The following is a 24970-nucleotide window of genomic DNA, read 5'->3' on the forward strand; positions in this document are numbered from 1 at the left end:
TTCTTGTTATATTTTTATCCACGCATCCTCGCTTTATTAAATAAAGGCTTTTTTAAGATGCGCTCCTTATATTTTTAATATGAATGAAATTTATTATTTTTTTATGCATATGCATAAAATTGATACGAACATTGCAAAAATCACACACCAAATACGTGCACCTCATCCCCATATGCACAGGCAGAACACAAGCAAATGAGAACTTTTTGCAAAAAATAATTGCGATTCATTCTTATTTGTGGTCAGGTCTTACTCAGAATCGATCACCCACCACAAAGGTGCTGCGTATGGTTGTCTGCTCTTGCAATCGTCTCACCCACAAGGACGTTGAAGCCGCAGTGGCGGATGGGGCTACCCGCCCGCGTGAAATTTATGCTGCACGCAACTGCAAGGCCCAGTGCGGGAACTGCGTAAAAGGCGTTGTGTGCCTGCTGCGTGAAGCCCGGCTGAAACACATGAAAAAGGCCGAAGTTCCGGCCCACATGGTGCCGGCTCATGCTGGCGTGGCGCTGTCTGCTTAAGGCGCTTAAAGCTACTGCTTTATATGGTGCTTGCGCCCCGCTTGGGGTTCTGGCACCGCTTAGAGCATGAAACACCGTATTCTGGTTATGGGCGCTGGCGCATGGGGTACTGCGCTGGCCCTGCACGCCGCCCGCACCGGGGCACAGGTTTATTTGTGGGCACGTAACCCTGCCCGCCTGCCCTCTGGCGCCATGCCGCGCCTGCCAGATTTTCCGCTACCAGATTCCATAACCGTTTCCTCTGCGCCGCCACCGGCAGATGTGGCGTGCGCGCTTATGGTTATTCCCACCCAACATATGGCCTCTGTTCTGCCGCTGGTGCCTGCAGGCGTGCCTGCCGTGCTGTGCTGCAAGGGCATAGAACGCAGCACGCTGGCTTTTCCGCTGGATGTGCTGCACCGGCTGCGGCCAGATGTGCCGGGGGCTGTACTTTCTGGCCCCAACTTTGCGCGTGAGGTTGCGGCAGACCTTCCGGCGGCATCTGTTGTGGCCTCTGCCAATGTAGATCTGGCACACAAGCTGGTAGATCTGCTCTCCACCCCGCGCCTGCGCCTTTATGCCAGTGCAGATATTACTGGCGTGCAGCTTGGGGGGGCGGCCAAAAACGTTATTGCCGTGGCGGCGGGCATTACCATTGGCGCCGGGTTGGGAGAAAACGCCCGCGCGGCCCTTATTACCCGTGGGCTGGCAGAAATAACCCGCCTTGGCGTGGCCTTGGGCACACACCCCGCCACACTGGCTGGCCTTGCCGGGTTGGGAGACCTGCTGCTGACCTGCACGGGTGAGGCCTCGCGCAATTATCAGATGGGGTTGGCCCTTGGCCGGGGCAGCGCCACCCAAACCGCACTGGCCACTCTGCCCGGCGTGGCAGAAGGTGTGACCACAGCAGATGCTCTTCTGGCACTGGCCCGCCAGCATAAGGTGGATGTGCCCATTACCGCCTGCATTGCCGCTTTTCTGGAAGGCAGGATTACGCTGCCACAAGCGCAGGAGCAGCTTTTAACCCGCCCCCTGCGCACGGAACTTGATACCCCCTGAACGCGTTGCACCCTGACATTCACATGGATGTGAGGATTGTGATCTTTCCATGTCAGGCCTTGCACGATGCCTTTATCGTACCACGTGTAAAGGCAGCACTTGGCAGCAACCAATCTGGTGTTGCCAAAAAGTGAAAACAGGAGGTTCGTTCAGACCATGAGCACAACCACAGCAAAAGCCGCCACAGCTAAAGAAGCCCATATCAAGGAATATCTTGGCACGCCCACAGACCTGAAGGCCGATAAGGTAAAGGCCGTAGCGGGTGGCCTGTCTGAAGTTCTGGCCGATGTATTTGCCCTGTATATTAAAACCAAGAACTTTCACTGGCATATGAGCGGCCGCCATTTTCGGGATTACCACCTGCTTTTGGATGAACAGAGCCAGCAGATTTTTGCCATGACAGACCCCATGGCCGAACGCGCCCGCAAGATTGGTGGCACCACCCTGCACTCGGTTGGGGAAATTGCCCGCAAAACCAAAATTTCTGATAACGATGCCCTGTACGTAACCCCAGAGGACATGCTCTCAGAACTGCGGGAAGATAACCTTACCCTCACCAAGCGCCTGCGCGCCGTGCATGCCATTGCATCCGATGCCGGAGATGTGGCCACAACCAGCCTGCTTGAAACCTGGATTGATGAAACAGAACGCCGCACGTGGTTCCTGTTTGAAAGCACGCGCCCGGTTTTTGGCCATAACGAGTAAAACAGTTTTTCCTGCCAGCGTATTTTAAAAACGCGTGTGCATAAAAAGGGCCCGGACTTTTCAATCCGGGCCCTTTTTTATGAAAGACTGCTGGCCAACATGCAGCAGGGATTTTTCTGCCCTAAACAGATTATTCCCCTTTGCTGTTCAGCCCTTTTTCCTGCCGGTAGCGGTCATAATACTCACCGGCCATGCGGCGCAGGGCAGCGCCTATGGCTGCGTATTGATATTCGTTCAGATTGGCCAATGAAGCACGGGCCGAGGGGCGTTTTACAGCAAAACCATCACCCGGCAGCAGCACAACGCCTGTTTCCTCTGCAATACGGAACAGGATTGTCTGGTAATCCATATGCGTCATCAGCCAGCGGGCAAAGCGCGTGCCGTAAAGCTGCGTAACCACATTTACCAGATCAATCAGCGTATAATAATGCGTGCTGCCAGCATCATCCGGGGCTTTTACGCCCAAGTCTCGATACAAGGCGAGTTCGCGCCGGTGCAGCAGGCGTTTGAGCGCGTTTTTATACGCATCACGCCCATCTATCAGCGCAAACAGGGCAAACAGCACCATCTGCACCTGCTGCGGGGTAGAAAGCCCTGCCGTGTGGTTAAGGGCCACGGTGCGGCTATCTGCCACCAGCCTGTCCAGAAACTTCAGGCCGCGCACATCTGGCGTAAGCGAGGCATAGCGTTTATCCAGCTCAACCTTTTCGGCTTCTGGCAATGCGGCCAGGGCTTCGTCCAGCACGTTCTGCTCGTGCATGGCAATCACGCCCAAACGCCAGCCTGTAGACCCAAAATACTTGGAGAAGGAATATACCAGAATAGTGTTGTGCGGGCAGATGGCGTAAATGGAGCGGAAATCATCTGCAAACGTGCCGTATACATCATCTGTTACGATAATGAGGTCTGGCCGCTTTTTAACAATCTCGGCAATGCGGGCCAGCCCTTCATCACTTATGCGCACAGATGGCGGATTGCTGGGGTTGACCACCAGAAAGATCTTAACGGATGGATCAAGCAGCTTGTCCAGCTCTTCATCCGGGTATTGCCACCCCTGTTCCGGGCTGGCGTTAATGGCCACTTCCTGCAACTGGTAATCACGCAGTTCGGGAATTTCCACATACGGGGTAAACACCGGCATACCAATGGCCGCTTTATCACCCGGCTTGATCAGCCCGTTTTCTCGCAATGATGCAAAAATGTAGCTAATGGCCGCCGTGCCACCTTCCAGCGCAAACAGGTTTGTTGTGCTTTCTGGCATGGTGCCACCTGCCATTTCGTGCAGCAGGTAATGGCGTACCACTTTTTCCGTATAACGCAGCATGCGCGGCGGTGTGGGGTAATCACACCCCAAGATACCGGATGTAATTTCCAGCAAAAACTCATCTGCCGGCAGGCCAAGCTGGTCTCGCACATAGGATACGGCACGGCGCAAAAAGGAAATACCCGGCACGTTCTGGTTATCTGCCAAAAAGGCTTCAAACCGTGCCTCTATGCCTTCACGCCGGGGCACGCCGCCCACGCCTTCGGCCATGTAGGAAAAGGTAAGTGCTGAATCTGCCGCAGCAAACATACCAAGCTGAAAAAACCCTTGCCGGGGCAGTGTTGCCAGAAAATTGGGGTTGCCTCGCCCGGCATCCAGCATGGCGCGCTGGGCACGGCCAGAGGCCAGTTTTATAAGCTCATCTTTCAATTCAAACGGGCTGAGATGACGAAATTTTTGATACGCATCCGGCGTGCTAGACATGCGGGGTTTCCTTCCTGCGGAACTTCTTGCCACCATCAGCTTGCATGTCCTGTTCTATTATGACCAGTGGGAAAGTGTAAAAAAACAGCGGTTTTGCCTACGTATGGGCAAGGTTACACTTCTTCATTCGGCGGGAGTGGTGCGGAAAGGCGGCTGGCCACAGCCAGAAGCACCGCTGTAATGGGGGAGGCAAAAATAAAGCCCCACATGCCCAAAAACGCACCAAAAATTGTTTGCGAAAGAATGGTAAGCGCAGGCGGCATCCGCACCGCACGTTTTTGAATGAAGGGAGACATCACATACCCTTCAAACGTCTGGATAGCGGCATACAGGCCCGCCACCATCATGGCCTCACGCGGGCCAACGGAAAGCGCAATCAGCAGCGCGGGCACAGCCCCGATAAACGTGCCCAGATACGGCACAAAATTGGCCAGCCCCGCCACCAGCCCCAAAGGCAGCGCCAGTGGCATACCCAGCAGGGAAAGGCCGCTCCATGTCAAACACCCCACAACCGTCATATCCAACATCTGCCCTGCCACCCAAGCAGTGAGGGCATGGCCGGTTGTAAGCAGCACAGTGCGCATGGTGCTGCGGTAAGCCACAGGCGTTATGCGCAAAATGCCGTTGGCATACAGGTGGGGGGAAAGTGCAAAATACACCCCGGCAATAATAATCACCACCATGGTGCCCACCGAACCAAAGGTGGAGGTGAGCACGTTGGTCATGGAGCCTGCAAAATCCATGCCGTTATCTGTGCCCGCATGGCCATCTGGCACCATGTTGCCACCCAGAAAACGTGGAAAGTGGTCGAGCACCGCATGGCCCAGCGGGTTGCTGTCCAGCATGTTGTGCAGGGCATCGCGCTCGCTGGTTAAAGCTTCATGCAAGTGTGAAAGCTGCACCATCAGTTCCGGGCCGGACACATGCACCACAAGGGAAAGTGCACCCACAAGCACCAACACAAACAGCATGACAGAAAGCCACTGCGGAATATGCAGCAGGCGCGAGAGAATACGCGCCGCAGCATGCAGCACCACCGCCACCAAGGCAGAGGCAAACACCACCATCACCACCGCACCGCCAGAGCTTACAAACAGCCCTGCCGCCGTAACCGTAACCACCATAACAGCCAGCCGGTAAAAACGGCGCACCGTGTTTTCCAGCTTGTGAACAGATGCCTCCAGCCCGGCAAGCTGCGGTGCCTCTGGCACATGAGGCGCAGAAGCGGCTGGCGTTGTAATGGACGGGGTTGGGGCGCTGCTATCTGGCGGCTGCACGGCGTGTTTTCTCCTGCCTGCGGGGCGGAAGAACGGAGGGCACATTGCACCCTCTGCCAACCACCGGCATTTGTGCCGTTGTGCTGCAAAATGGCGCCGCCCACACCCTTTTTTCTTGCAACGCAGGCTAAACGTGGCGGGCCACCCTGCCTGTTTTACCTGCTAACGTGCCAGATACATAAAAGGGCCACCCAATGGGCAGCCCTTATTAGAAACAATCATGTTTTATAAAATGATGCCTATTTTTTACGCGTAGCGGCAGAGGGCGGCACACCCAGCCAGTTTTCCATAACGGCCACGTTGCGCATGTTGGCCTTAAAGGCAATGTCCAGCAGATCACCCGCCACGGGCACCACATCCACTGCGGCTTCTATGGCAATATTGCCCACCATGCGCAGCAAAAGCTTAAGCGGCAGGCCCATGCGCCAGGCCTCCCACACCACATAAAAGGAAAGCAGGCCCATAACCGTGCTGCCACCGCCGGGCACCAGCCCCACAATGGCATCTGCCCCTAGCCGCACGCGGGTGCCGGGCAGCCTAATGGCGGCATCCAGCAGCCACGCAAAACGCCGCACCCTTTTAAGGCGGCGCAGTGCATCCGCAGAGGGCTGCCCGTTAGCAGACTGCCCACTGTGAAAAGAGGAAAACCCGGTATGAGCCAGAGCGTGTGTTGTCATGCCTCATTACGTAAGCAGGGGGCATAACGCTTTCAAGATGCCCAGCCGCTTGTATGATCCATAGAAGTTGCTCCACCAGCAGATGTTGCCCGCTGCGGATCTGGCCTGAAATCCAGCGCCAGACCGTTCATGCAATAACGCTGGCCTGTAGGGGGCGGACCATCGGGAAAGACATGGCCCAAATGCCCTTCACACTGTGCGCAATGGGCTTCTGTGCGTACCATGCCGTGGCTGGTATCTTTATGCGTGGCAACAGCGTTAGGTTCTGCCGCCCAGAAGGAAGGCCAGCCGCTGCCGCTTTCATACTTGGTGGCAGAGCGGAACAGCAAAGACCCGCAGGCCGCGCAATGATACGCACCCTCGCGCTTTTCATGGTTTAGCGGGCTGGAGCCGGGATACTCCGTTCCGTGGCCAAACAGAATCTGCTCCTGCTCTGGGGTAAGCGGGCCACGCGGGCCGCACCCACCGGCACCGCAGCTGCCTGATAAAGAATCTGACATGGCTAATCGCCTTTCCTGCCGTGTTTACAGTTATACATTATGGCACCAACAACGCGCATGGCCATAGTTTGATACCTTCACACTCTAGCGACCATCAGAACCCGCACTCTTACAAAATTATGGCCCACCCCATTGCATGTGCGCAGCTATACCGGCACCACATTGTGTATGGTTCATGCACACTCCCCCGCCCCTGTTCTGGTTCTGCTGCGAGATGATTACCGCGTGGCTGATAACCCTGCCCTGCACGCGGCCTGCGCCACCGGGCAGCCCGTATTGTGCGCATATGTGCAGGATGCCGCTTTGCAAGATGCCTCTGGCACCCGCATTGCAGATTGGGCGCAGGCGGCCTGTGCACAACTGGCCACCAGTTTGCACGAACAGGGGCAGACACTGTTTATGCTCTGCGGGCCAACGGGGCTTTCTGTTCCCGCATTGGCGCAGGCCGTAAATGCCACAGATGTGTTCTGGAACCGCCGGTACGATGCCCCGGGCATTGCGGCAGATACGGATGTACATGCCAGCCTGAAAAAACAGGGCGTGAGCGTACATTCCTGCACCGGCCGCCTGTTGTTTGAACCCTGGGCCATACGCACGCAGGCGGGCCAGCCCTACCGTGTGTTTACAGCATGGTGGCGCGCTGCGCGGGATCTGCCAGAACCCCCGCCCCCGCTGCCTGCACCAGATATGCGCGGCAAAGAGTATGTGCCTGCCCACACCCTTACGCTGCCTGATGGCGTGCACCTGCACCGTGTTGGCACAAAGCCACCTGCTCTGCCTCCCGGCTGGACAAGTGGAGAAAAAGCCGCCCACGCCAACCTGCACCGGTTTATAGAAAACGCACTGGCAAATTACGAAACACAGCGCGATAGAGCAGATGCACCGCACGGCACATCTCTGCTTTCACCTTATATTCGGGTGGGGCAGATTTCTGTGCGGCAGATCTGGCACGCTATCCGCCATGCAGCCGACCAGAATCCACACCTGACCACCGATGCCGAAAAGTTTTTGGCAGAACTGGGCTGGCGTGATTTTGCATGGATGCAGATGTTCACCACGCCCGACCTTGCCACCCGCAACCTGCGCGCAGAGTTTGACCACATGCCGTGGCGCACAGATGCCGCAGATCTGGCCGCATGGCAGCAAGGGCAAACGGGGTTTCCGCTGGTAGATGCCGGCATGCGCCAACTGGCCCGCACGGGCTGGATGCACAACCGCGTGCGCATGGTTGTGGCCTCCTTTTTAACCAAGCATCTGCTAACAGACTGGCGAGAAGGTGAACGCTGGTTTTACACTCAGCTTGTAGATGCTGATGCCGCCGTAAACGCCATGAACTGGCAATGGGGCGCTGGCACGGGCATTGATGCCGCACCGTGGTTTCGTATTTTCAACCCGGTGGGGCAATCTGAAAAATACGATCCAGCAGGCCAGTATATCCGCACATGGGTGCCGGAACTGGCGGCGCTGGATAACAAAACCATTCACACGCCATGGAAAAGCACGCAGCGTTTAAAGTATCCGGCCCCGATTGTGGACCTTAAACTGGGCCGCCTGCGCGCCTTGGAGTGCTGGAAAAACCTGCCCAAATAACAAACAGGCCCTACCCCATAAGAGATAGAGCCTGTTTTTAGAACTAACTTTTTAAAATCAGGCAGAAAGAACCTGTGCCTGTTTGTCTGCCTTATGCTCCACATACGGGCCAGCGGCACGAATATTCAGAGACAGAAGGCCCATGTTCCCCTTGGTGCACTCACCCAAAGGCAGCATGGCGTTACCGTTTGTCCATGCGCAATCGGTCCAATCCGTATCATGCCAGCCTGCGGGCTTTTCAGCCTGAAGATGCGCTGTAATGGAATGCAGCTTTTTGGCGGTGATAAAATGCACGTCTGCCACAGCCACACCCATCTGGCGGCGATCATCCACAAACGGGCCGATCGCATCTGCCGGGCGGCTAGCGCGGGAGACAATGCGCACAGATTACGTATTGGCGGGCAGTATAAAGCTGTAACGCTGGCCTTCATGCCGCATTGGGCGAATAATGGCCCCTGCCTGCGTAACCAGATGCAGGTTAGGATCTGCCACAACAGCCTGTTTTGCTGGCACACGGTGCCCCGCCATGCTGTTCCCGCGTGCTTCCAGCCTGTGGAACAGAGGTTCAACAAAAGCGCGGTCCACACATAGGGGTGCGCCTGCATCTTCTGCCCAGCTCTGCACAGCGCCGCGTAGTGTTGCAACCTTACCTTCCTGACGGAAAGCGCGGCGGTTGCCGGTATCCAGATAGCTTTCTGTCAGCATGCCATCGGCCGTGATGACGGAATGCTGGTCTGTTTCCACGTGATAGTAATCGTAAGAGGTAATGGATTTATCATAGAAAATGGAAAAACCATTTACCAGCATACGGGCCGGCACAAACTTGCCCTCAAAGCACAGGCAATGCTCTGCGGTAATCAGCATATCCTTGTAAGGCACGCCATCTGAAATGGCATTTTTAAGGATACGCACAGGGTATCCGGCCTCATCATCCGGCAAACCAGCCCGCACTTTTGCATGTGCCTTGCCAACCCATACAACCGGGCGGGTAACTTCCCTGTCATGTTCCCAATCAAACGCAACAAGCTGATCACCAATCTGGAGATCTTCAACCGCCACATCACCATCAGGCGTGCAAATCATGCTGCCAGCCAGGAAGCAGGTAATGATTGTACCACCCTGGTTATCATTAACCAGATTGAAACCCGTTGCTTCAACATTCGGTATGTTCAGCGTAACAGTATATGTATCACCTGTTGTGGCATCTGTTGTTGTGATCGCAACAGTATTTGCGTCAGAATATTTCCATTTTGCATTATTAAATGTCACATACTGCAGATCAATCTGGCTGTCCTTGGTCCAACCGTTAATCGTTGTCGTAACATTTGTATCTTTAGAGGTATTCAGCCCGGTAATTGTTAAACCACTTGTATAGCCATCTCCAAGCTGAACAGCACCCCCTGTATCGCCCGTGATAGAAGCTGTGCCACCACTTGAGAGCGTGAGTGTGTCCGTTAATGTTGCGCCGGCATTAAAATTGACCGTGCCACCGGATGAAACAGTAACATCAGCAACAGATCCGCCCGTAATGGCCCCGGAACCACCAGAAGCAATGTTGATATCGGAAACAGTTCCGCCGCTTACATTGGCATTTCCCTTATTGCCAATGGTAACAGTACCGCTGACTGCGCCTGCATTAACAGTCATGGTAGCGCCACTCTGGAACGTGCCGCCAGAGAGTGTGCCGCCAGTCATTGTAATACCACCGCCTGTTGCGGAAAGGTTATTTACAGTGCCGGTAATAAGGGTAACGTTACCGTAATCATGCGTTGTGGCATCAGTAACAGGCTGTTTCATAAGTAGGTAAACAGCCAAATTTCTTGAGTCATACCCTACTAACTTGGGCAGTTTTACCGATAATGAGGTAATTCAGGTCAAAAGTTATTCTGACCTATTTGGGTGAAAAACAATAGCGCGACTTGCGTTCGAATTGTTCCGATAGGAGAATAAAAAGTGACTTTTTCTAAAGATATTACCTTTATTCAATCTCTACGCGCTAACATCTTGCAAAGGCTGTATAAGCGCCTACAATCTTTTAGTCAGTATATCAAAAGGATTTTAGGTATGAGTGTAGAAGTGAAATTTCTAAGCTTAGAAGCCACGACTGTTGAAATTGAATCTGAAGATGCAAGTAATAAAAATTTACAGCGATGGGACGATACGGTAGAAGAGGATGCACACAAAGTAAAACTGAATGTAACATTCGGCGAGGAAACATCGTTTGTTTTTACTCACACTGTTCATCCAGTAAAAAGCACTGATGAATCTATTGTAAAAGCCCAGACTGCTTTAATGAATTTTGCAGCGGCACTTCAGAAAGAATTGCATAAACCTCTACAGTAATCATACCGGCACCAGCCTTCTCAGCATCAAGCGTATGAAGGCCAAACGCACCATCCCGCAACTATGGGAAATGGTGCGCTCTTGGTCAATCGTAAGCCGTCTACAATCACCAAGCCAAGCGAAGCTACGTTCTACCACCCATCTGTTTTTGACGGGTACAAATCCAGTTTTGGCCGTGGTGTGGTTTTGTCCAATTTCTACCACGGCCTTGAAGGCTGATTTTACATACCCGGCAAATATGGTTCCTCTGAAACCCTTGTCAGCTACCACCTTCTTCAAGCGGGGATTTTTGGCCCGTTTGCGGTATTTGGCCATAACCTTCTTACCGCCTTTGGTATCATGACGGTTGGCTGTGGTCACAGATACATCAACCAGCAACCCAAGGCTATCGGTTGCAATAAACCTCTTGCGGCCTTTTACGCGCTTGCCGCCGTCATATCCCTTGGTGTCATTACTTGCGCACTTGCCTGTTTTGACACTTTGGCTGTCAATCACCAACAAAGAGGGCTGTGGGTTTTTACCTGCGGCCCTTCGTACCTTCTCATACAAGTCATAATGAATACGCCGCCAACGGCCCCGTTGCTGCATGTCAGCAAAATAGCGGTACACTGTTTCCCACGGCGGGAAATCTTTGGGTAAGCCCCGCCACTTGCACCCATGCGTAAGCACATACATGATTGCGTCAATTACGCGTCTCATGTTGGTAGCGCGTGGCCTACCACCTTTTTTGGCGCGAGGGATGTGGCGTTTAATTAGCCCCCACTGTTCATCAGTGAGATCAGTATCGTAGGCCATATATGCGCATCACGCCAATCATGCTCCTATTATATGATAGGCCATACTCAAGTCAAGTTAAAAAATTGTAATTATTATTCTATATCAAGGGCTTACAGTGAAACCTAGCTGCCAGTTTTGGCCTGTGCTAGTATGTGTGCTGGCGTGTCGTAGCGCCTTTTTACACGAGGCGGTCTCCTATGTCGGGTGGCCTGCCCAATACAACACCCGGACTTATTGTCCAGCGGTGAACGGTGAAAGCTGTTTATCGTCTGGGAAATAGGCAGGGCGTGACTATGCCTCGTGTAAACACGCTACGACCCGCCCGACGCCAGGAGGCGCCGATGCTCAAACACGTCTGTCGTAGGACGAAATAGCACGAGGTTACGATAATGGCTGATAGGCTGTATAAAGCAAAAATAGTTCTTCCTAATGGTTCAGTACAAGAAGTTACTGTTACTGCAAATAATGTGTTCAACGCGAAAGAACTGATTAAAATGCAGTATGGCAACCCAAAGTTTTTCAGCGGCCCAACTGAGGTTAGAAGGTGAGTTTGCCGCCTGAATATGACGATTGGACAACCGAGGAGCTTGAAGAGGAATTAAACCGGCTCAAAATGCGCAAGCAGGTTCGGGAAGAAGCCCGCCTGCAAGACATGCTGGATGAGTTGGACGGTGAAGATAGCTATGAATTTGAAGGCCGGTTCAGCGATAATAGATTACTGAATGGTCTTGCTTGGTTTTTCTACGTGATTGGCTTCATAATGTTTTCGCCAATCATCATACCACTAAAAATTCTAGGGTTTATTTGCCGACCTCTTTTTGCTGCTTATCGTCATTTGGTAAAATGATAAGGTGGCCGGGTATAATGTTCCGGCCACCTTTTTGTGCCTGAAAACGGCACCTTCAACGTAAGCAAAAACCTATAGAAACCTTTGAGTATGACTCACGTTTTCGGGTGGTTTAGACCCTTTTGAAACAGCCTGTAAGCGTGCCGCCATCAACCTCAATGGTACCTTGTGTCGGAAAGTCCGTGCCGGAAGCGGAAACACCAGAAGCTGTGGCACCAGAATCAATCTGGATTTTTCCATCGTAGATGGAGCCGCCAGAAATATATCCGTCAACCTGTGTAAAGCCTGACACAACGTTTGTATCATAGGCAGAACCACCAGCAGAAATAAACAGACTACCGTCTGTCGTATCGATGCTGGAAATCACACCCCCAGCGGAAACCCTTATCTGGCCTTTGTTAGTCAGCGTTCCGCCTGAGACAAGTCCCTCAACAAAGACGCTACCGCCATCAATGGTGTTGTTATTTGCAGTCGCGTTACTGTTCACATACAGTGATGCGCTTGTACCGCTAACAGTAGTCGTATCAGCAGTGCCACCATCAAGAACTGTTAGCTTTCCATCGTTGAGGGTGGTGCCAGTCACATTTCCACAAGCCGACACATCGCCGCCAGAATTTACTGTCGTCGTAGTTGCCGTCCCACTAACGTAGAACTCACCGCCGCCATTTACAGTCGTAGTGTTTGCCTTTCCGTCAGCCCACACAGTAAAGCTACCACCATTCCCCACGGTAGCACTGTTAACCGTGCCTTGCTCTGCCACAATCTGGCCACCAGAACTGGTACTAACATTGTTGGCAATAGCATTTGTGCCTTTAGCATCAATCATACCGCCAGAGGTAGCAGTACCACCATTCACAGTACCGCTATTGATGATAAGGTAGCCTTTTCCGTCTAATTTAAAAGGATTTAATACCTGCGCGGAATTAACTATAGCACCGCCGTTTACTTCAACGTATGCGCCATTATCGGTAAAATTTGTAAGCGTAGCTGCGCTATCCACTGCCATATAGGCACCTGAAAGAGCGCTCCAGTTAGAAGCGGTGCCACCATAGACATAACCATACCCCTGTATGGTTACGTTTGTGGCCGTCCCTCCGTCGCTTACCGTAAGGCTGTCTGTTCCCATGTTAAAAACGTTATTAACGCTGGTAACAGAACTTCCATTTACTTCTCCTGGAACTTTTGCTGTTCCCTGTACTCGGGTTGGAGCATCACTCATTTTCATTTACCTTTCTGTTTCAAGATATTCTTGCACTGCTCAATCACCTGCTATGCAGTGATCCGTCGGGGGCATTCGAACTGCCTTGGCGTTCCTGCATGACGCGGACACCACAGGAAATCTTGGTGATTGAAGCGCTCTGGGGGGTCATTCCAACACAAATTGAGGCGCGCCAGTTCATGACCCAATCACCTTCAGTAAGATCTCAGAAGATACCTTCGGGGCCTGCCTGTACCGGGGTTGCGGCCGCGTGCGGGTCAGATAATTTTGCTGATTTTCACCTTTTGGTACGAAAAAAGACATTCGTTTTGAATTAGAAATGGAAAGCGCATTCAAATTTCTGCTCATCATCAATTATGCCCGCGTCTAAAACTGTTATGTGCGCAAAAACACACGAAAAATCAGGTAGTTCGTTAAATTATCTTTGCACCCTAGAATCTTATTTCTTGTTAGGAAAACAAAAACCTTAATGCAACCAAAAAACAAACACATTTCATGATATTAATAACGTACCAAAATAGTCCAATATAACTTTGCTTTTCTTAACTATGAAAAATTAAAGAAGGGCCCATTCCGCGCCAGAATCGCCTCTCAATATATTACCCAAAACAATGCGTATAATAGTGTCCAACATCATATGCTTTGTTTGCATTGCAGATATGCTGCCAAACCTTATGCATTGCCATCAGACAACAACAGGCGCCCAAGCGGTTGATCTTTTGCAACGGCAAAACTACGCTCACTTTATTCTTCCAAAACAGCTTTAGCGCAGCCACATCATGCCAAAATCTTTACGCCTGATATGACATTTGCCGATCTGCTGGTCATGCTGGCGTATCTGACTGCCCTGCCCCTTCTGGCGCTGGGGCTTGCTGGCCGCCAGACCTCCGCCACCGCTTACCTTGAAGGGCATGGAGATCTGCCCTGGTGGGCGCTATGCCTTTCCCTTGTGGCAACAGAAACCTCCACCCTTACGCTTATTAGCGTGCCGGGTATTGCCTATGGCAGCGGCATGGTTTTTGTGGGGTTGGCGCTAGGGTATCTGATAGGCCGCGCCATTGTGGCATGGAAGTTTCTGCCTCTTTACCAGTCCGGCAAAATGCTGAGCGCGTATGATTGGCTGGGCCAGCGCTTTGGCTCTTCCATGCAACGCATGGCGTCCTCCACATTCCTCATCACCCGTTTGCTGGCCGAGGCAGTGCGTCTGTTTGCAGGTATGTTGCCTTTAGCCGCCATGCTGGATGCCGCACATATGGGTCTGCCCCATGCCGTGCTGCTGGGCGGCATTATGCTTGTTACGCTGTTTTATACGCTGTGCGGTGGCCTGCGCGCTGTTGTGTGGTCAGACAGTATTCAGTTCGGGCTGTATCTGTTTGGATCTGCGGCCTGCCTTGCCCTGCTATGGCATGCAGCCCCTGCGGGTGTGCTGCATACGCTGCAAGCCGCTGGGCGGTTTGATTTGTTTGTTTATAACACGCCACCTTTCACAAGTTCCTTCACACCTCTGGCGGCACTTTTAGGCGGTACGGTGCTTTCCGTGGCCTCCCACGGCACAGATCAGCTTATGGTGCAGCGCGTGCTGGCGGCCCGCTGCCTGCGTGATGCGCGGCTGGCGCTTATGGGCAGTGCTGTGGGTGTGGGCCTTTTGTTTGCGCTGCTTTCTGGCGTGGGGGTGCTGTTATGGGTGCATCATGGTGGGGCCTCCCTGCATCAGGCCGGGTTTGCCACGCCGGATGCTGTTTTTCCCGCCTATATTGCGCAGGAACTGCCCTCCGGCCTGCGCGGGCTAATGCTGGCGGGTGTGCTGGCAGCCACTATGGGGTCTCTCTCCGCCACGCTGTCCGCCATGACAGCCGCCACTGTGGGAGACTTTGCCGCCCCCTGCGCATGGGCCACCCGCAGGCTTGGCCTTTCCGGCCTTGGGTTTGCACGGGTTATCACCTTGTTCTGGGCCGGGGCGTTAGTGCTTTGCGCGGGCCTGTTTGCACAGGGCAGCCAGTCTGCCGTGCTGGTGGGGCTTTCCATTGCTGCATGTGGGTATGGTCCCATGCTGGCCAGCTTTATAGCAGGCATGGCATGGCCCGGTTTAAAAGCCCGCACACTGGCCCCCGCCTTTGGCCTGAGCGTGCCGCTTATGGTGCTGGCCATGATGTACCTGCACCCCTACGGCAAACCGCTGGCGTTTGTCTGGCTGATTGTGCTGGGCATGATCACACTGTTTGGGCTGGTCGGCCTACGCTATGTGATACAAAAGAGAAATCACCGTTAGTTTTATAAAGGTTTTCCGCTTATGCTCCAGCCTGCCTCTGTTCCACTTGCCCACACAGAAACGCTGGATGCCCGCTATACGGATCTGGACATATGGCCCACAGGCACGGTGCTGGAAGCCCTGCTGGAAAGCCAGCTTGGGGCCGTGGCTGCCGTAAAATCTGCCCTGCCACAACTGGAAGCCGCCATTACAGCCGCCGTGCCGCGGTTAGAAGCCGGAGGCCGCCTGTTTTACGTGGGCGCAGGCACATCGGGCCGTATTGGGTTGCAAGATGGGGTAGAGCTTATTCCCACCTATGGCTGGCCAGCCGAACGGCTGGTGCTGATGCTGGCGGGAGGCGATGCCGCATTGTTCAACCCCGTGGAAGGGGCCGAGGATGATGAGGCCGAAGCCCGCCGCGCCATAACTGCCCACGCCCCTACTGCGCAGGATGTTGTAATAGGTGTGGCCGCCAGCGGTGGCACGCCTTACACCTGCGCTGCGCTGGAAACCGCGAAGGCAGCAGGCAGCCTGTGCATTGGCATGTCATGCAGCCCCAACACGCGTTTGCTAAATGCGGAATACCCGGTGCTGATCCAGACCGGGCCAGAAGTGGTGGCAGGCTCTACCCGCATGAAGGCCGGCACGGCGCAAAAGGTTACGCTCAATCTGCTCTCCACCACATTGATGATCCGATTGGGCCATACATGGCGCGGGCAAATGGTGGATATGCGCATTGTTAACGCCAAGTTGGTGCGGCGTGCGCACCGCATGTTGCGCCATCTTACAGGCTGCACACAGGCGCAGGCAGAAGAGGCCCTGCAACAGGCCAATGGCAGCATCAAACTGGCCGTGCTGCTGCGCCACGGGCTGGATGTTACGCAGGCTCGGCAGCTTTTGGTGTTGTGTGGCGGGCATTTGCGCAAGGCTCTGGCCCGTATTGCTGCACAAACACCCGCAAAGGCCCACGCCTGATGCCCGCCCAACCCACCATTCTGGCGCTAGATGGCGGCGGCACCCATACGCGTGCGGTGGTGATAGCGCCCGATGCCACCGTGCTGGCACAGGCTACCGGCCCCGGCTGCAACCCGTTTGACCGGCCAGAATGGGCCGAAAACCTGCGCCACCTTTTAGAACAGATGCCGCGCACCACGTTGCAATCTGCCGTGCTGGGTATGGCGGGGTATGATGCCGCACGCCCTTCCTCCGCCCAGCAGGAACAGGTGGCCCGCACCGCCCTTGGCCCCAATGTGCGGCTGTGGCTGGAAAACGATGTAGAAACCGCACACCGCGCAGCCTTTGCCGGGCAGGCGGGTGTGTTTGTGCTGGCGGGCACCGGGTCTGTCGCCATGGCTGTTGGCGCAAACGGGCAAACAGCACGCGCTGGCGGCTGGGGCTGGCTTTTGGGGGATGAAGGCGGCGGATACTGGATAGGCCGCAAAGCCCTAGGCTATGCCACGCGGTATCTGGATGATCCTTCCGTGCCTTTTGCCGCATTTGCGCAAGAACTGCTGCACAGCCTGAACCTACCCACCATAGGCCCCACCGCGCCAGATGCCCTGCGGGAATGGCTGCGCACCCGCACACACCCTCGCTCCGCCGTGGGAGATGTAGCGGCAACCGTGCACACGCTGGCCCTAAATGAAGACACATACGCCATAGCCCTGCTGCGTGCCGCTGGCGGGCACCTGGCAGAACTGGCCCATACAACGGCTAAGCAGGTAAGCAACCTGCCGCCTTCTCCCCTGCCCTTGGCATGGAGCTACGGCGGCAGCGTGATGCACAACCCCGTTGTGCTGCAAACCGTAACATCCCTGCTGGGGGCAGAACCGCACCCGGCCACGCTGCCCCCTATTGGTGGCGCGGTATTAAAAGCAGCAGAACTGGCCGGATGGCACACTGATGCCACATGGATCTGCCAACTTGCCCGCAATCTCACGCATGGAAAGGCGATTGCATGATAAAGGGGTTTTCCATCCGCTCTGGTTTACGTGTTCTGGCAGCAGGGTGCGCCATAGGCGTGCTGGCGGGTTTTGGTGCTCATCTTGCCCCCGCCAAGGCAGATACCGCACCGCCCGCAGCGTTTAACGCGCCACGGCCGCCGGTTATCATGCCTGCACCCAACTCCCTGCAAACGGATGGATCTGCCTTTGCCCTGCCTGCCAACTGGCAGGTTATCTGGCAAACCCCGCCCACCCCGCTTTTAACCCGTGCCATACAGCGCTTTGCAAACCGCATGAGCGTAGTGGCCGGGCAGACTGTTGCACTGGAAAATGCAGGAAAGGACAAAAATACCTTTCCCCTCCACATTCAGTATGCGCGTGAGGCCACATTTCCCGCCCCCACCATGCGGGAAGATTATACGCTGGATGTGGGGCCAGATGGCATAACCCTTACCGCGCAAGGCTCTGCCGGTGTGCTGCACGGCTTGGCCAGTATTGTGCAACTTGTGCGGCGCGAGGCCACAGGCCCCGTTATGGCGCAGGCGCATATTCAGGATAGCCCGCGTTTTGCATGGCGGGGGCTGATGCTGGATGTCAGCCGTCACTTCATGTCCATCCCCACCATTGAACGGCAGCTTGATGCCATGGAAATGGTGAAACTGAATGTGCTGCACTTGCATCTTTCAGATGGCGCGGCGTTTCGGGTGGAAAGCAGGCATTACCCACGCCTGCAAAAAATCAGCAGCCACGGGCAATATTACACGCAGGCCGAAATCCGTAATCTGGTGCAGTATGCGGCAGACAGGGGCGTGCGCATTGTGCCGGAGTTTGATACGCCGGGGCACAGCTTTGCCATGCTGCTGGCCTACCCTCAATACGCCTCTGTTCTGCCCATGAACACGACAGACCGCGCCGAGATCAACCGCGCAGCGCTGGACCCCACAAACCCCGCCACCTACACTTTTGTGCGCGGCCTGTATGCTGAAATGTCCGCCCTGTTCCCGGACCCTGTGTTCCATATTGGTGGGGATGAGGTGGTGGCCAAACAGTGGACACTCACCCCCCGCATTGCGCACTACATGCAGGCGCATCATTTTGCCACACCGGCTGATCTGCAAGCCAGTTTTACAAACCGCGTGGCGCAGATGCTCAAAGCCGATGGCAAAACCGTTATGGGGTGGGATGAGATATTGGCCGCCAGCGTGCCGCCCCACACCATTATAGAAAGCTGGCGCGGCCCGGCCAACACGGCAAAAGCGGCAGAGGCAGGTTTGCCGGTGGTGGTTTCCGGCCCTTATTATCTGGACAGGCTGCTCCCGGCCTCTGCCTATTATGAGACAGACCCGTTAGACACCCGCAAAGATGCCGCAGAGGCACAGGCCGCATCCCAGACAACCGGCCCCGGCGGCACCATTGCCACCCCAACAGACACCAAGCCCGAAGCCCCCGTACCCCCCTTAACCAAGCAGCAAAAAACCCTGATACTGGGGGCCGAAGGTGCCTTATGGACAGAGGTGGTGGATGAAGACATGCTGGATGCCCGCCTATGGCCCCGTATGGCCGCTGTGGCGGAGCGTTTTTGGTCTACCCCGCAAAACTGCGTGCCCCAAACCCTGTATGGCAGGCTGGCTGTAACGCGGGACAAGCTGGACCTTCTGGGCCTGAAAAGCCAGGAAGATGCAGAAGCCCTGCTAGACCGCCTGGCAGCGGGTGAAACACAGGCCCCGCGTGTGCTGCTGAGTGCTGTTTCCCCTATTCGCAATTACGCCCATAACCACGAATTTTTACAAATTCGCCATAAGCAGACAGCCACGGAGCAAGATTTAAATACCCCGGCAGATATTGCCAGCCCGGATAGCTTTGAGGCTGAAAAGTTTAATGCAGAAGCAGTGGCTTTTGTAAACGGCAAGGTAGAGCTTAAACCGGAGCTGGAGCGGCTGCTCACAATCTGGGCGGATAATGATGCCGCGTTTCATCAGGTTGCAGCCCGCCATGCCGCCCTTACGCCCGCACTGGCGGCATCTGCCCGGCTGGCCGCTTTGGCGCGTGCCGGGCTGGCGGCACTAGGCGCAGAACGTACCCCCGGCTGGCGTGAACAGGCGCGGGAAACACTGGATGCCGCACACAAGGACATTGCAGCTTCCTCCTCCATCCATGTTGTCACCAACACGCCCCAACCTGCGGGGGATCTCATTCAACGTATTGTGCCGGGTGTGGAGGCACTTGTAACGCGTGAGGGCGGATTAACCCTGCCCTGATCATATATTTTTGCAAATGCTAATTTGGTTGTGCCGTGCATAAATCCCACGGCACAACAGCGTTTTCTACCCGCCGGGTGGTTACACCGTAAGTTTGGCGCACCATATCATCCGTTAAACGGGCGGGCGGGATGATGTGCCGAATACGCCCCTGCTGCATCAGCACCAGCGTTTTGCAAAAACGTGTGGCCAGCAGCAGATCATGCAGCACCACCACAACACATGTGCCCTGTGCTGCCAGTTTGCAAAACACCTGCATAACGGCCAAGGCATGTGCCGGGTCCAGCGCAGCTACGGGTTCATCCGCCAGCAAGATGGGGGCCTGCACGGCCAAGGCGCGCGCCAGCATCAGCCGTGCACGCTCCCCGCCAGAAAGCTGGCTGGCCGGGCGCTCTGCCAAATCCTGCAAGCCCACTTCTGCCAAGGCCTGCGCCACTGCTGGATGATGCAAGGCCTGTGCTGAAGATTCCCCATAGGGCAGACGCCCCAATGATGCCACCTCCCGCACTGGCATGGGCGGAAACGGCGGCACATCTTGGGGCATATACGCCATAAGCCGCGCACGCTGGGCCAGTGTAAGCTGCTGCAACGGTGTGCCATTACACACCACCTGCCCCTGCGTGGCGGGCAGCAACCCCGCCATAATGCGCAACAATGTGCTTTTGCCTGCACCATTGGGGCCTATCAGGGCTGTCACACTCCCGGCCTCGAACTGCACGCTGGCGGATTGGAGAAGCTGCGCGCCTTCTATGCTGAAGCCAACATTCTGCACATTCAGCATGACAGCATATTCCGTTTTCTAAACAGGATCACACGGTGGAAGAACACAGGCGCACCCACTAACGCCGTAACCACGCCCAACTGCAACTCTGTGCGCCCGGCCATTAACCGCACAGCCAAATCTGCCGCCAACAAAAGTGCCGCACCACCCAAAAAGGCTGGCACCATCAGCCGAGATGGCCGATGCCCCGCCAAAGGCCGCAGCAAATGCGGCACCACCAGCCCCACAAACCCGATAGCGCCAGAAACCGCAACGCAGGACCCCACAGCCAAGGCCGTGCCCACAACCACGCGCATTTGCACGCCCCTTACACCCCCCAGCCGAAAGCCGAGGCTCTGGGCAACATCTTCCCCCATTGTAAGGGCATCCAGCGCGCGGCCACAGCCCATAAGCAGGGCGCAGCCCGCTACCACACCGGGCAAGGCCAGCAGCACATCATTTAATGTGCGATCTGTTAAAGACCCCATAAGCCAATGCATAATTTCAAACGTGGCATAGGGGCTGGGCACCAGGTTGAGCACCAATGCCGTAAGGGCAGCCGTAAAGCTGCTAACGGCCGCACCGGCCAGCAGCAGCACCAATGCCCCGCCGCGCCCTACCAAGGCCACCAACAACATGGCTGTTACCAATGCACCGGCCAAGCCGCCCAACGGCAGCAATGCCGAGGCAATTTGAAAAAGTCCTGTATAAAACACGCACACAGCCCCAAGGGCCGCCCCGCCAGAAACACCTAAAAGGCCCGGATCTGCCAGCGGGTTGCGCAAATAACCTTGCAGCACCGCACCACTTAGCCCCAACGTGCCACCGACCATAAGGGCCAGCAACATGCGCGGCAGGCGCAACTGCCCCATAATGACCGCGCCTATGGAATGGGCACTGTTCCACCAATCCGCCAAAGCCGCAGGTACGTTAATGCTGCTTTCCCCCCACCATAGGGAGGCCACAGCCATAACAGCCACCAGCAACGCCAGCAGGGTGTTCAGCACAACGGGGCGCAGGGGCTTCATGGTTGGGTCTCCTTTACCGTGGGTTGTGCTATGGGGGGATGTGAAACATGCCTTGCAGCATCAGCCACAATACCATCCCGCGCATGGCGTAATGTGGCAACGGCATCCAGCGTTTGCGGCAACCCACAAAGCCACAGGCGGGCTGGCACATCCACAACATGCGGCGGTGCAAACATGGCCAGCATAACCGGGTTGGACAGCATGGCCTGTGCAAGAGAATGGCCGGGGCCGGAAGGGTCTCTCACCAATAAATCCGGATGATAGGCCAAAAGCACCTCCAGCGGCACACGCCTACCCAAGGGAGGTGTGCCTGCCGTGGTGGCAAAGTTGCGCAAACCGGCATGGGCCAGCACATCATCTGGCAGACTATGGGCGTGCACCACAAAACCGTTGGCCTCATACACCACGGCTATGGGGTCTGACACCTGGCGGGTTGTGGCTATTTCTGCCAACCGGGCCTGAAACGCCGCCACAAGTTGCCGCCCGCGTTCTGGCTGCCCCACCGCATTGGCAACCTGCATGATCTGATCTGGAATATCCGCCAAGGAGGATGCAGGCGGCAACGTAAGCACCTTGGCCCCTACCTCCTTGGCGGCACGCACAGCCAAGCGTGCCGTAAAGCGTCCTGCCAGCACCACATCGGGCTTGGCGGCCAGCACTGTTTCTGCGGTGGATTGCAACACCGGCACATCCTGCGCCTGCTGGCACAACACAGATTCCGTACAATCCCGCGCAAGGGTGGATACGCCTATAATATCCTTGTGATCTGCCAACATAAGGGCCAGCTGATCTGTGCACAGGTTGAGCGATGCCACACGCTCCGCCCATGCCGCACCGGGTGCAAACGCCGCAAGGGCAGCACCCCATGCACACACAACCACCCGGCGAAGGAAGACGGAAAGCTGCATCAGTAATTCAGCGTAAAGCCGCCATAGCCTGCGCGGCCGGGCTGAAGGTAGCCTATGGGGCTTTCATACTGGCGGTTGAGCAGGTTATCCGCCCGCGCAAATACGGTGACATAGCGGTTGATTTTATAACTGGCCGCCAGATCTATGGTGAAATATCCGTGGTCTTTACCGCATGTGCTGCAATACTGGTACGTATCGGAAATAACCGGCGTATCGCGCGAACCGCTGACATACAGGATATTGCCCGAAAGCGAGAGCCCATCTACCGGCTGCCATGTGGTGTTGAAGTTGAACTTGTGCTGCGGGCGGCGCTGGAGGGCTTGCCCGGTAGAGGCATCTCGCGCGTGGGTCCATGTATAGTTCAGGTTGAAATCAAGCGTATCCAGCGCTTTCCAATCCAGATACGCTTCTACGCCATACATGCGGGCACGGGCCACGTTATTGTAGGAATAGGTGGAATAGTAATTTTCGTAGGAACTGACAGACTGAATAAGATTGCGCACATGGTTTTCATACCATGTGGCCCCAAAATGCAGTTTATCATGCGCCAGTGTCTGTTCCACACCCACATCATACCCTATCAGGCGTTCGGCCCGCAGGTTGGGGTTGCCTTTTTCCGCATAGCTGGTGGAAATCTGGTTGGCAAAAAGCTGATACAATGAAGGGCCATGAAAGCCACTGCCCGCACTGGCCTTGATAACCGTGCCGCTGTGCGGAATATGAATGGCCGGAGCCACACGCCACGTCACGTAATTGCCGTAGCGGGAATTGGCATCATACCGGATATTGGCCGCGCCATATAAAATCTTGTTCCAGTTGCCCTGATACTGCCCGTAACCTGCTGTGGTATCCATGCCCGCGCTGGTGCTGAACGGTGTGGAAGATGCTGCACTGTTTCCTTGGCTGGAATTGAACGTATCATGAAAATGCTCTGCCCCTACAAGCAGAGATCCGTATTTGTCCAGATTAACAGTGCCGTGCCAATCTATTTTAATGCGGCTGGTGCGGTAATATGTGGGGTCATACTGCAAGGCATCACCTTCCAGCGTGGTGCCGGTTTCTGTCCAGCTTCTGCGGCCTGTCATATACCCCAGACCAATCACCTGATCGAACCTGCCCCCGAATGAGGATAAATGCGCCGTGCCCCGCACAATGGCCTGATTTTGCGTGGTGTGTTCACGCTCGCTCCCCACATCACCGTAATATCCTAGCCGACTGTAATATTCATCTTCCATATTATAGGCGCTGTAGGTGTGCAGGTTGCTCTGTATCAGCCGGGCCGTCAGCCCCAGATCAAAATTATGGGTGACATCATAGCCCAAGCGAATGTTGGCGGAGCGGTTATCGTTTCTGTCCCCCCGGTGGCGCTGTTCCTTGTCTGCGCCAAAATAGCGGCCGATATAGCGCGGGATTTCATGAAAACCATCCTGCCGGTAATGGGAAAGTTCAACATTGTAATGAAACTTTCCCTTACTGCCGCGCGCGCCCATAACCTGATTGAACGTGCCGTAAGATCCACCTTCCACCCGCACAAAAGGCGTAAACCTGCCCTGCCCCTGTGCTGTGGTAATATCAATAACCCCGGCCATGGCATCTGCCCCGTACAGGCCGCTTTGTGGCCCGCGCAAAATTTCTATGCGGCCCATGCCATCGGTCACAAACTGCGCAGCATCAAATGCGCCGGAGGTGGAGCTGCCATCGTTAATATCCATGCCATCCAGCCGCACTTTCACCTCGTTGGCATTGTTGCCGCGCATGAAAATGGAGGTGGTGCCGCCAAAGCCACCCGAACGCACCACATTCAGCCCCGGCTGGCGGGCCAGAATATCTGTAAGCGTGCGGCGCTGCTGGGTGAGGATCTGCTTTTCTGTCACAATCGTCATGGCCGTGCCAATTTCATCCGCCCGCATGGGGTGGCGGGCCGCACTTACCGTAACGTAATCCGGGTAAGCCTGCGTGCTGCGGGCCTGCACAGCTTGCGGGCCCTCCGCTGCATGAGAGAGAGGCGCCTTTTGCGCCGGAGCGGTGGCGGCGGGTGTTACGGCCACTTTGGCATCAACGGTGTTTTTACCCGTTGATGTAGCGGGGTTTACGGCATCTGCCGCCATGGCGGCAGTGGTTTCTACCAGCAGCAGGGAAGAGCCGGTAAGCAAAAGGATTTTCAGGCACATGGGTTAAGGCAATCTCGCGGTTTAACAGCGTTGCCACGAGACTTGGCCCGGCTTTTTCCACCACAGGGCACAAACCACCCCATTGGCTGACCGCTTGCCCAGCCTGCCAGCACACCCCGGCTGACATGCCCCGTCTGCAACTGTGTGCTGATGGCAGGTCTCCTGGCTTGCGGTTTTTCGGTTGTGGCACCCCTTCCCGGAAAGGTTTGTTCCAGTGGGCCAGCGCTTTGCGCCGTGCGTGCACATCCATGCCGCTTACAGTTGCGGGGACAGCCCGGGAATATCGCAAAACCATTGCAGGCAATGGCGCGGGCACCCGGTTCCCTTTTCATTCCCCTTGGGGGAAACCATCATGCGGTGTGGTTTACAGGCTGGGGGTGGCTTGTCAACAAAAGCACGCCCCAGTGTGGCGG

At 55.4% G+C, this 24970-nt stretch carries 20 protein-coding genes, 1 pseudogene and 1 riboswitch; of the genes and pseudogenes, 10 read left to right on the forward strand and 11 right to left on the reverse strand.

Annotated elements, in window-relative coordinates:
* The first annotated feature begins 287 nt into the window (after positions 1-287).
* The 3 genes from ABNV41_RS11665 (at position 288) to ABNV41_RS11675 (ending at position 2264) form a co-directional block, all read left to right on the forward strand.
* Positions 288-521 (forward strand): bacterioferritin-associated ferredoxin, encoded by a 234-nt coding sequence (locus ABNV41_RS11665; protein ID WP_087651538.1) that lies wholly within the window; start codon positions 288-290, stop codon positions 519-521.
* A 66-nt stretch (positions 522-587) separates the two neighbouring features.
* Positions 588-1559 (forward strand): NAD(P)H-dependent glycerol-3-phosphate dehydrogenase, encoded by a 972-nt coding sequence (locus tag ABNV41_RS11670; protein WP_050819225.1) that lies wholly within the window; start codon positions 588-590, stop codon positions 1557-1559.
* Positions 1560-1715: 156 nt separating this feature from the next.
* Complete coding sequence (locus tag ABNV41_RS11675; protein WP_087651539.1) at positions 1716-2264, forward strand: Dps family protein; 549 nt, start codon at positions 1716-1718, stop codon at positions 2262-2264.
* A 130-nt stretch (positions 2265-2394) separates the two neighbouring features.
* On the opposite strand, the gene ABNV41_RS11680 is transcribed toward ABNV41_RS11675, so the two are convergent.
* From ABNV41_RS11680 to msrB, 4 genes are all read right to left on the reverse strand, one after another.
* Entirely contained in the window at positions 2395-4011 is a 1617-nt protein-coding gene (locus ABNV41_RS11680) for a bifunctional aspartate transaminase/aspartate 4-decarboxylase (RefSeq protein WP_050819223.1), read from the reverse strand.
* Positions 4012-4124: 113 nt separating this feature from the next.
* Positions 4125-5333 (reverse strand): AI-2E family transporter, encoded by a 1209-nt coding sequence (locus ABNV41_RS11685; protein WP_050819222.1) that lies wholly within the window; start codon positions 5331-5333, stop codon positions 4125-4127.
* Positions 5334-5527: 194 nt separating this feature from the next.
* A complete protein-coding gene (locus ABNV41_RS11690) occupies positions 5528-5965 on the reverse strand; it encodes a DUF4112 domain-containing protein (protein ID WP_050819221.1) in 438 nt (145 codons plus the stop codon).
* A gap of 32 nt (positions 5966-5997) precedes the next feature.
* The gene (gene msrB / locus ABNV41_RS11695; protein ID WP_050819220.1) at positions 5998-6465 is read right to left on the reverse strand and encodes a peptide-methionine (R)-S-oxide reductase MsrB; all 468 of its coding nucleotides are present in this window, start codon (positions 6463-6465) and stop codon (positions 5998-6000) included.
* A 168-nt stretch (positions 6466-6633) separates the two neighbouring features.
* Between msrB and ABNV41_RS11700 the strand changes: the two genes are divergently transcribed.
* A complete protein-coding gene (locus tag ABNV41_RS11700) occupies positions 6634-8055 on the forward strand; it encodes a deoxyribodipyrimidine photo-lyase (RefSeq protein ID WP_050820329.1) in 1422 nt (473 codons plus the stop codon).
* A gap of 57 nt (positions 8056-8112) precedes the next feature.
* Here the strand turns inward: ABNV41_RS11700 and ABNV41_RS11705 are convergent.
* A pseudogene (locus tag ABNV41_RS11705) lies at positions 8113-9852 on the reverse strand (Hint domain-containing protein).
* Positions 9853-10119: 267 nt separating this feature from the next.
* Here ABNV41_RS11705 and ABNV41_RS11710 point away from each other — a divergent pair.
* Positions 10120-10398, forward strand: coding sequence for a hypothetical protein (locus ABNV41_RS11710; RefSeq protein WP_349934752.1), 279 nt, complete (start codon positions 10120-10122; stop codon positions 10396-10398).
* Here ABNV41_RS11710 and ABNV41_RS11715 read toward each other — a convergent pair whose 3' ends face one another.
* On the reverse strand, positions 10399-11193 hold the full coding sequence (locus tag ABNV41_RS11715; protein WP_349934753.1) for an IS5 family transposase: 795 nt from the start codon (positions 11191-11193) through the stop codon (positions 10399-10401).
* Between the two features lie 526 nt (positions 11194-11719).
* Here ABNV41_RS11715 and ABNV41_RS11720 point away from each other — a divergent pair.
* Complete coding sequence (locus ABNV41_RS11720) at positions 11720-12022, forward strand: hypothetical protein (protein WP_349934754.1); 303 nt, start codon at positions 11720-11722, stop codon at positions 12020-12022.
* A gap of 112 nt (positions 12023-12134) precedes the next feature.
* Here ABNV41_RS11720 and ABNV41_RS11725 read toward each other — a convergent pair whose 3' ends face one another.
* Positions 12135-13247: an AIDA repeat-containing protein gene (locus ABNV41_RS11725; RefSeq protein ID WP_349934755.1), complete on the reverse strand. Its 1113-nt coding sequence runs from the start codon at positions 13245-13247 to the stop codon at positions 12135-12137.
* A gap of 796 nt (positions 13248-14043) precedes the next feature.
* On the opposite strand from ABNV41_RS11725, the gene ABNV41_RS11730 reads away from it, so the two are divergent.
* From ABNV41_RS11730 to ABNV41_RS11745, 4 genes are read left to right on the forward strand one after another with little or no spacing between them, the layout of a single operon-like run.
* Positions 14044-15510: a sodium:solute symporter gene (locus ABNV41_RS11730; RefSeq protein WP_050819219.1), complete on the forward strand. Its 1467-nt coding sequence runs from the start codon at positions 14044-14046 to the stop codon at positions 15508-15510.
* 21 nt (positions 15511-15531) lie between these two features.
* The gene (locus tag ABNV41_RS11735; protein ID WP_050819218.1) at positions 15532-16464 is read left to right on the forward strand and encodes an N-acetylmuramic acid 6-phosphate etherase; all 933 of its coding nucleotides are present in this window, start codon (positions 15532-15534) and stop codon (positions 16462-16464) included.
* Positions 16464-17450 carry an N-acetylglucosamine kinase gene (locus ABNV41_RS11740; RefSeq protein ID WP_050819217.1) on the forward strand — a complete coding sequence of 329 codons (987 nt, stop codon included), beginning with the start codon at positions 16464-16466 and terminating at the stop codon, positions 17448-17450. The genes ABNV41_RS11735 and ABNV41_RS11740 overlap by 1 nt, the downstream gene beginning before the upstream one ends.
* Positions 17447-19690, forward strand: coding sequence for a beta-N-acetylhexosaminidase (locus tag ABNV41_RS11745; protein WP_050819216.1), 2244 nt, complete (start codon positions 17447-17449; stop codon positions 19688-19690). Before ABNV41_RS11740 ends, ABNV41_RS11745 begins: the two co-directional genes overlap by 4 nt.
* Positions 19691-19709: 19 nt before the next feature.
* On the opposite strand, the gene ABNV41_RS11750 is transcribed toward ABNV41_RS11745, so the two are convergent.
* Genes ABNV41_RS11750 through ABNV41_RS11765 form a run of 4 tightly spaced genes read right to left on the reverse strand, consistent with a single transcriptional unit; the run spans position 19710 to position 24557 of the window.
* Positions 19710-20471 carry an ABC transporter ATP-binding protein gene (locus ABNV41_RS11750; protein WP_050819215.1) on the reverse strand — a complete coding sequence of 254 codons (762 nt, stop codon included), beginning with the start codon at positions 20469-20471 and terminating at the stop codon, positions 19710-19712.
* Positions 20465-21478 (reverse strand): iron ABC transporter permease, encoded by a 1014-nt coding sequence (locus ABNV41_RS11755; RefSeq protein ID WP_050819214.1) that lies wholly within the window; start codon positions 21476-21478, stop codon positions 20465-20467. Before ABNV41_RS11755 ends, ABNV41_RS11750 begins: the two co-directional genes overlap by 7 nt.
* On the reverse strand, positions 21475-22386 hold the full coding sequence (locus tag ABNV41_RS11760) for an ABC transporter substrate-binding protein (protein WP_349934758.1): 912 nt from the start codon (positions 22384-22386) through the stop codon (positions 21475-21477). The genes ABNV41_RS11755 and ABNV41_RS11760 overlap by 4 nt, the downstream gene beginning before the upstream one ends.
* On the reverse strand, positions 22386-24557 hold the full coding sequence (locus ABNV41_RS11765; RefSeq protein WP_050819212.1) for a TonB-dependent siderophore receptor: 2172 nt from the start codon (positions 24555-24557) through the stop codon (positions 22386-22388). The genes ABNV41_RS11760 and ABNV41_RS11765 overlap by 1 nt, the downstream gene beginning before the upstream one ends.
* A 134-nt stretch (positions 24558-24691) precedes the next feature.
* Positions 24692-24924: riboswitch (cobalamin riboswitch) on the reverse strand.
* Positions 24925-24970 lie beyond the last annotated feature (46 nt).

The organism is Acetobacter sp. A11-2, assembly GCF_040208445.1.
Taxonomy (GTDB): domain Bacteria; phylum Pseudomonadota; class Alphaproteobacteria; order Acetobacterales; family Acetobacteraceae; genus Acetobacter; species Acetobacter oryzoeni.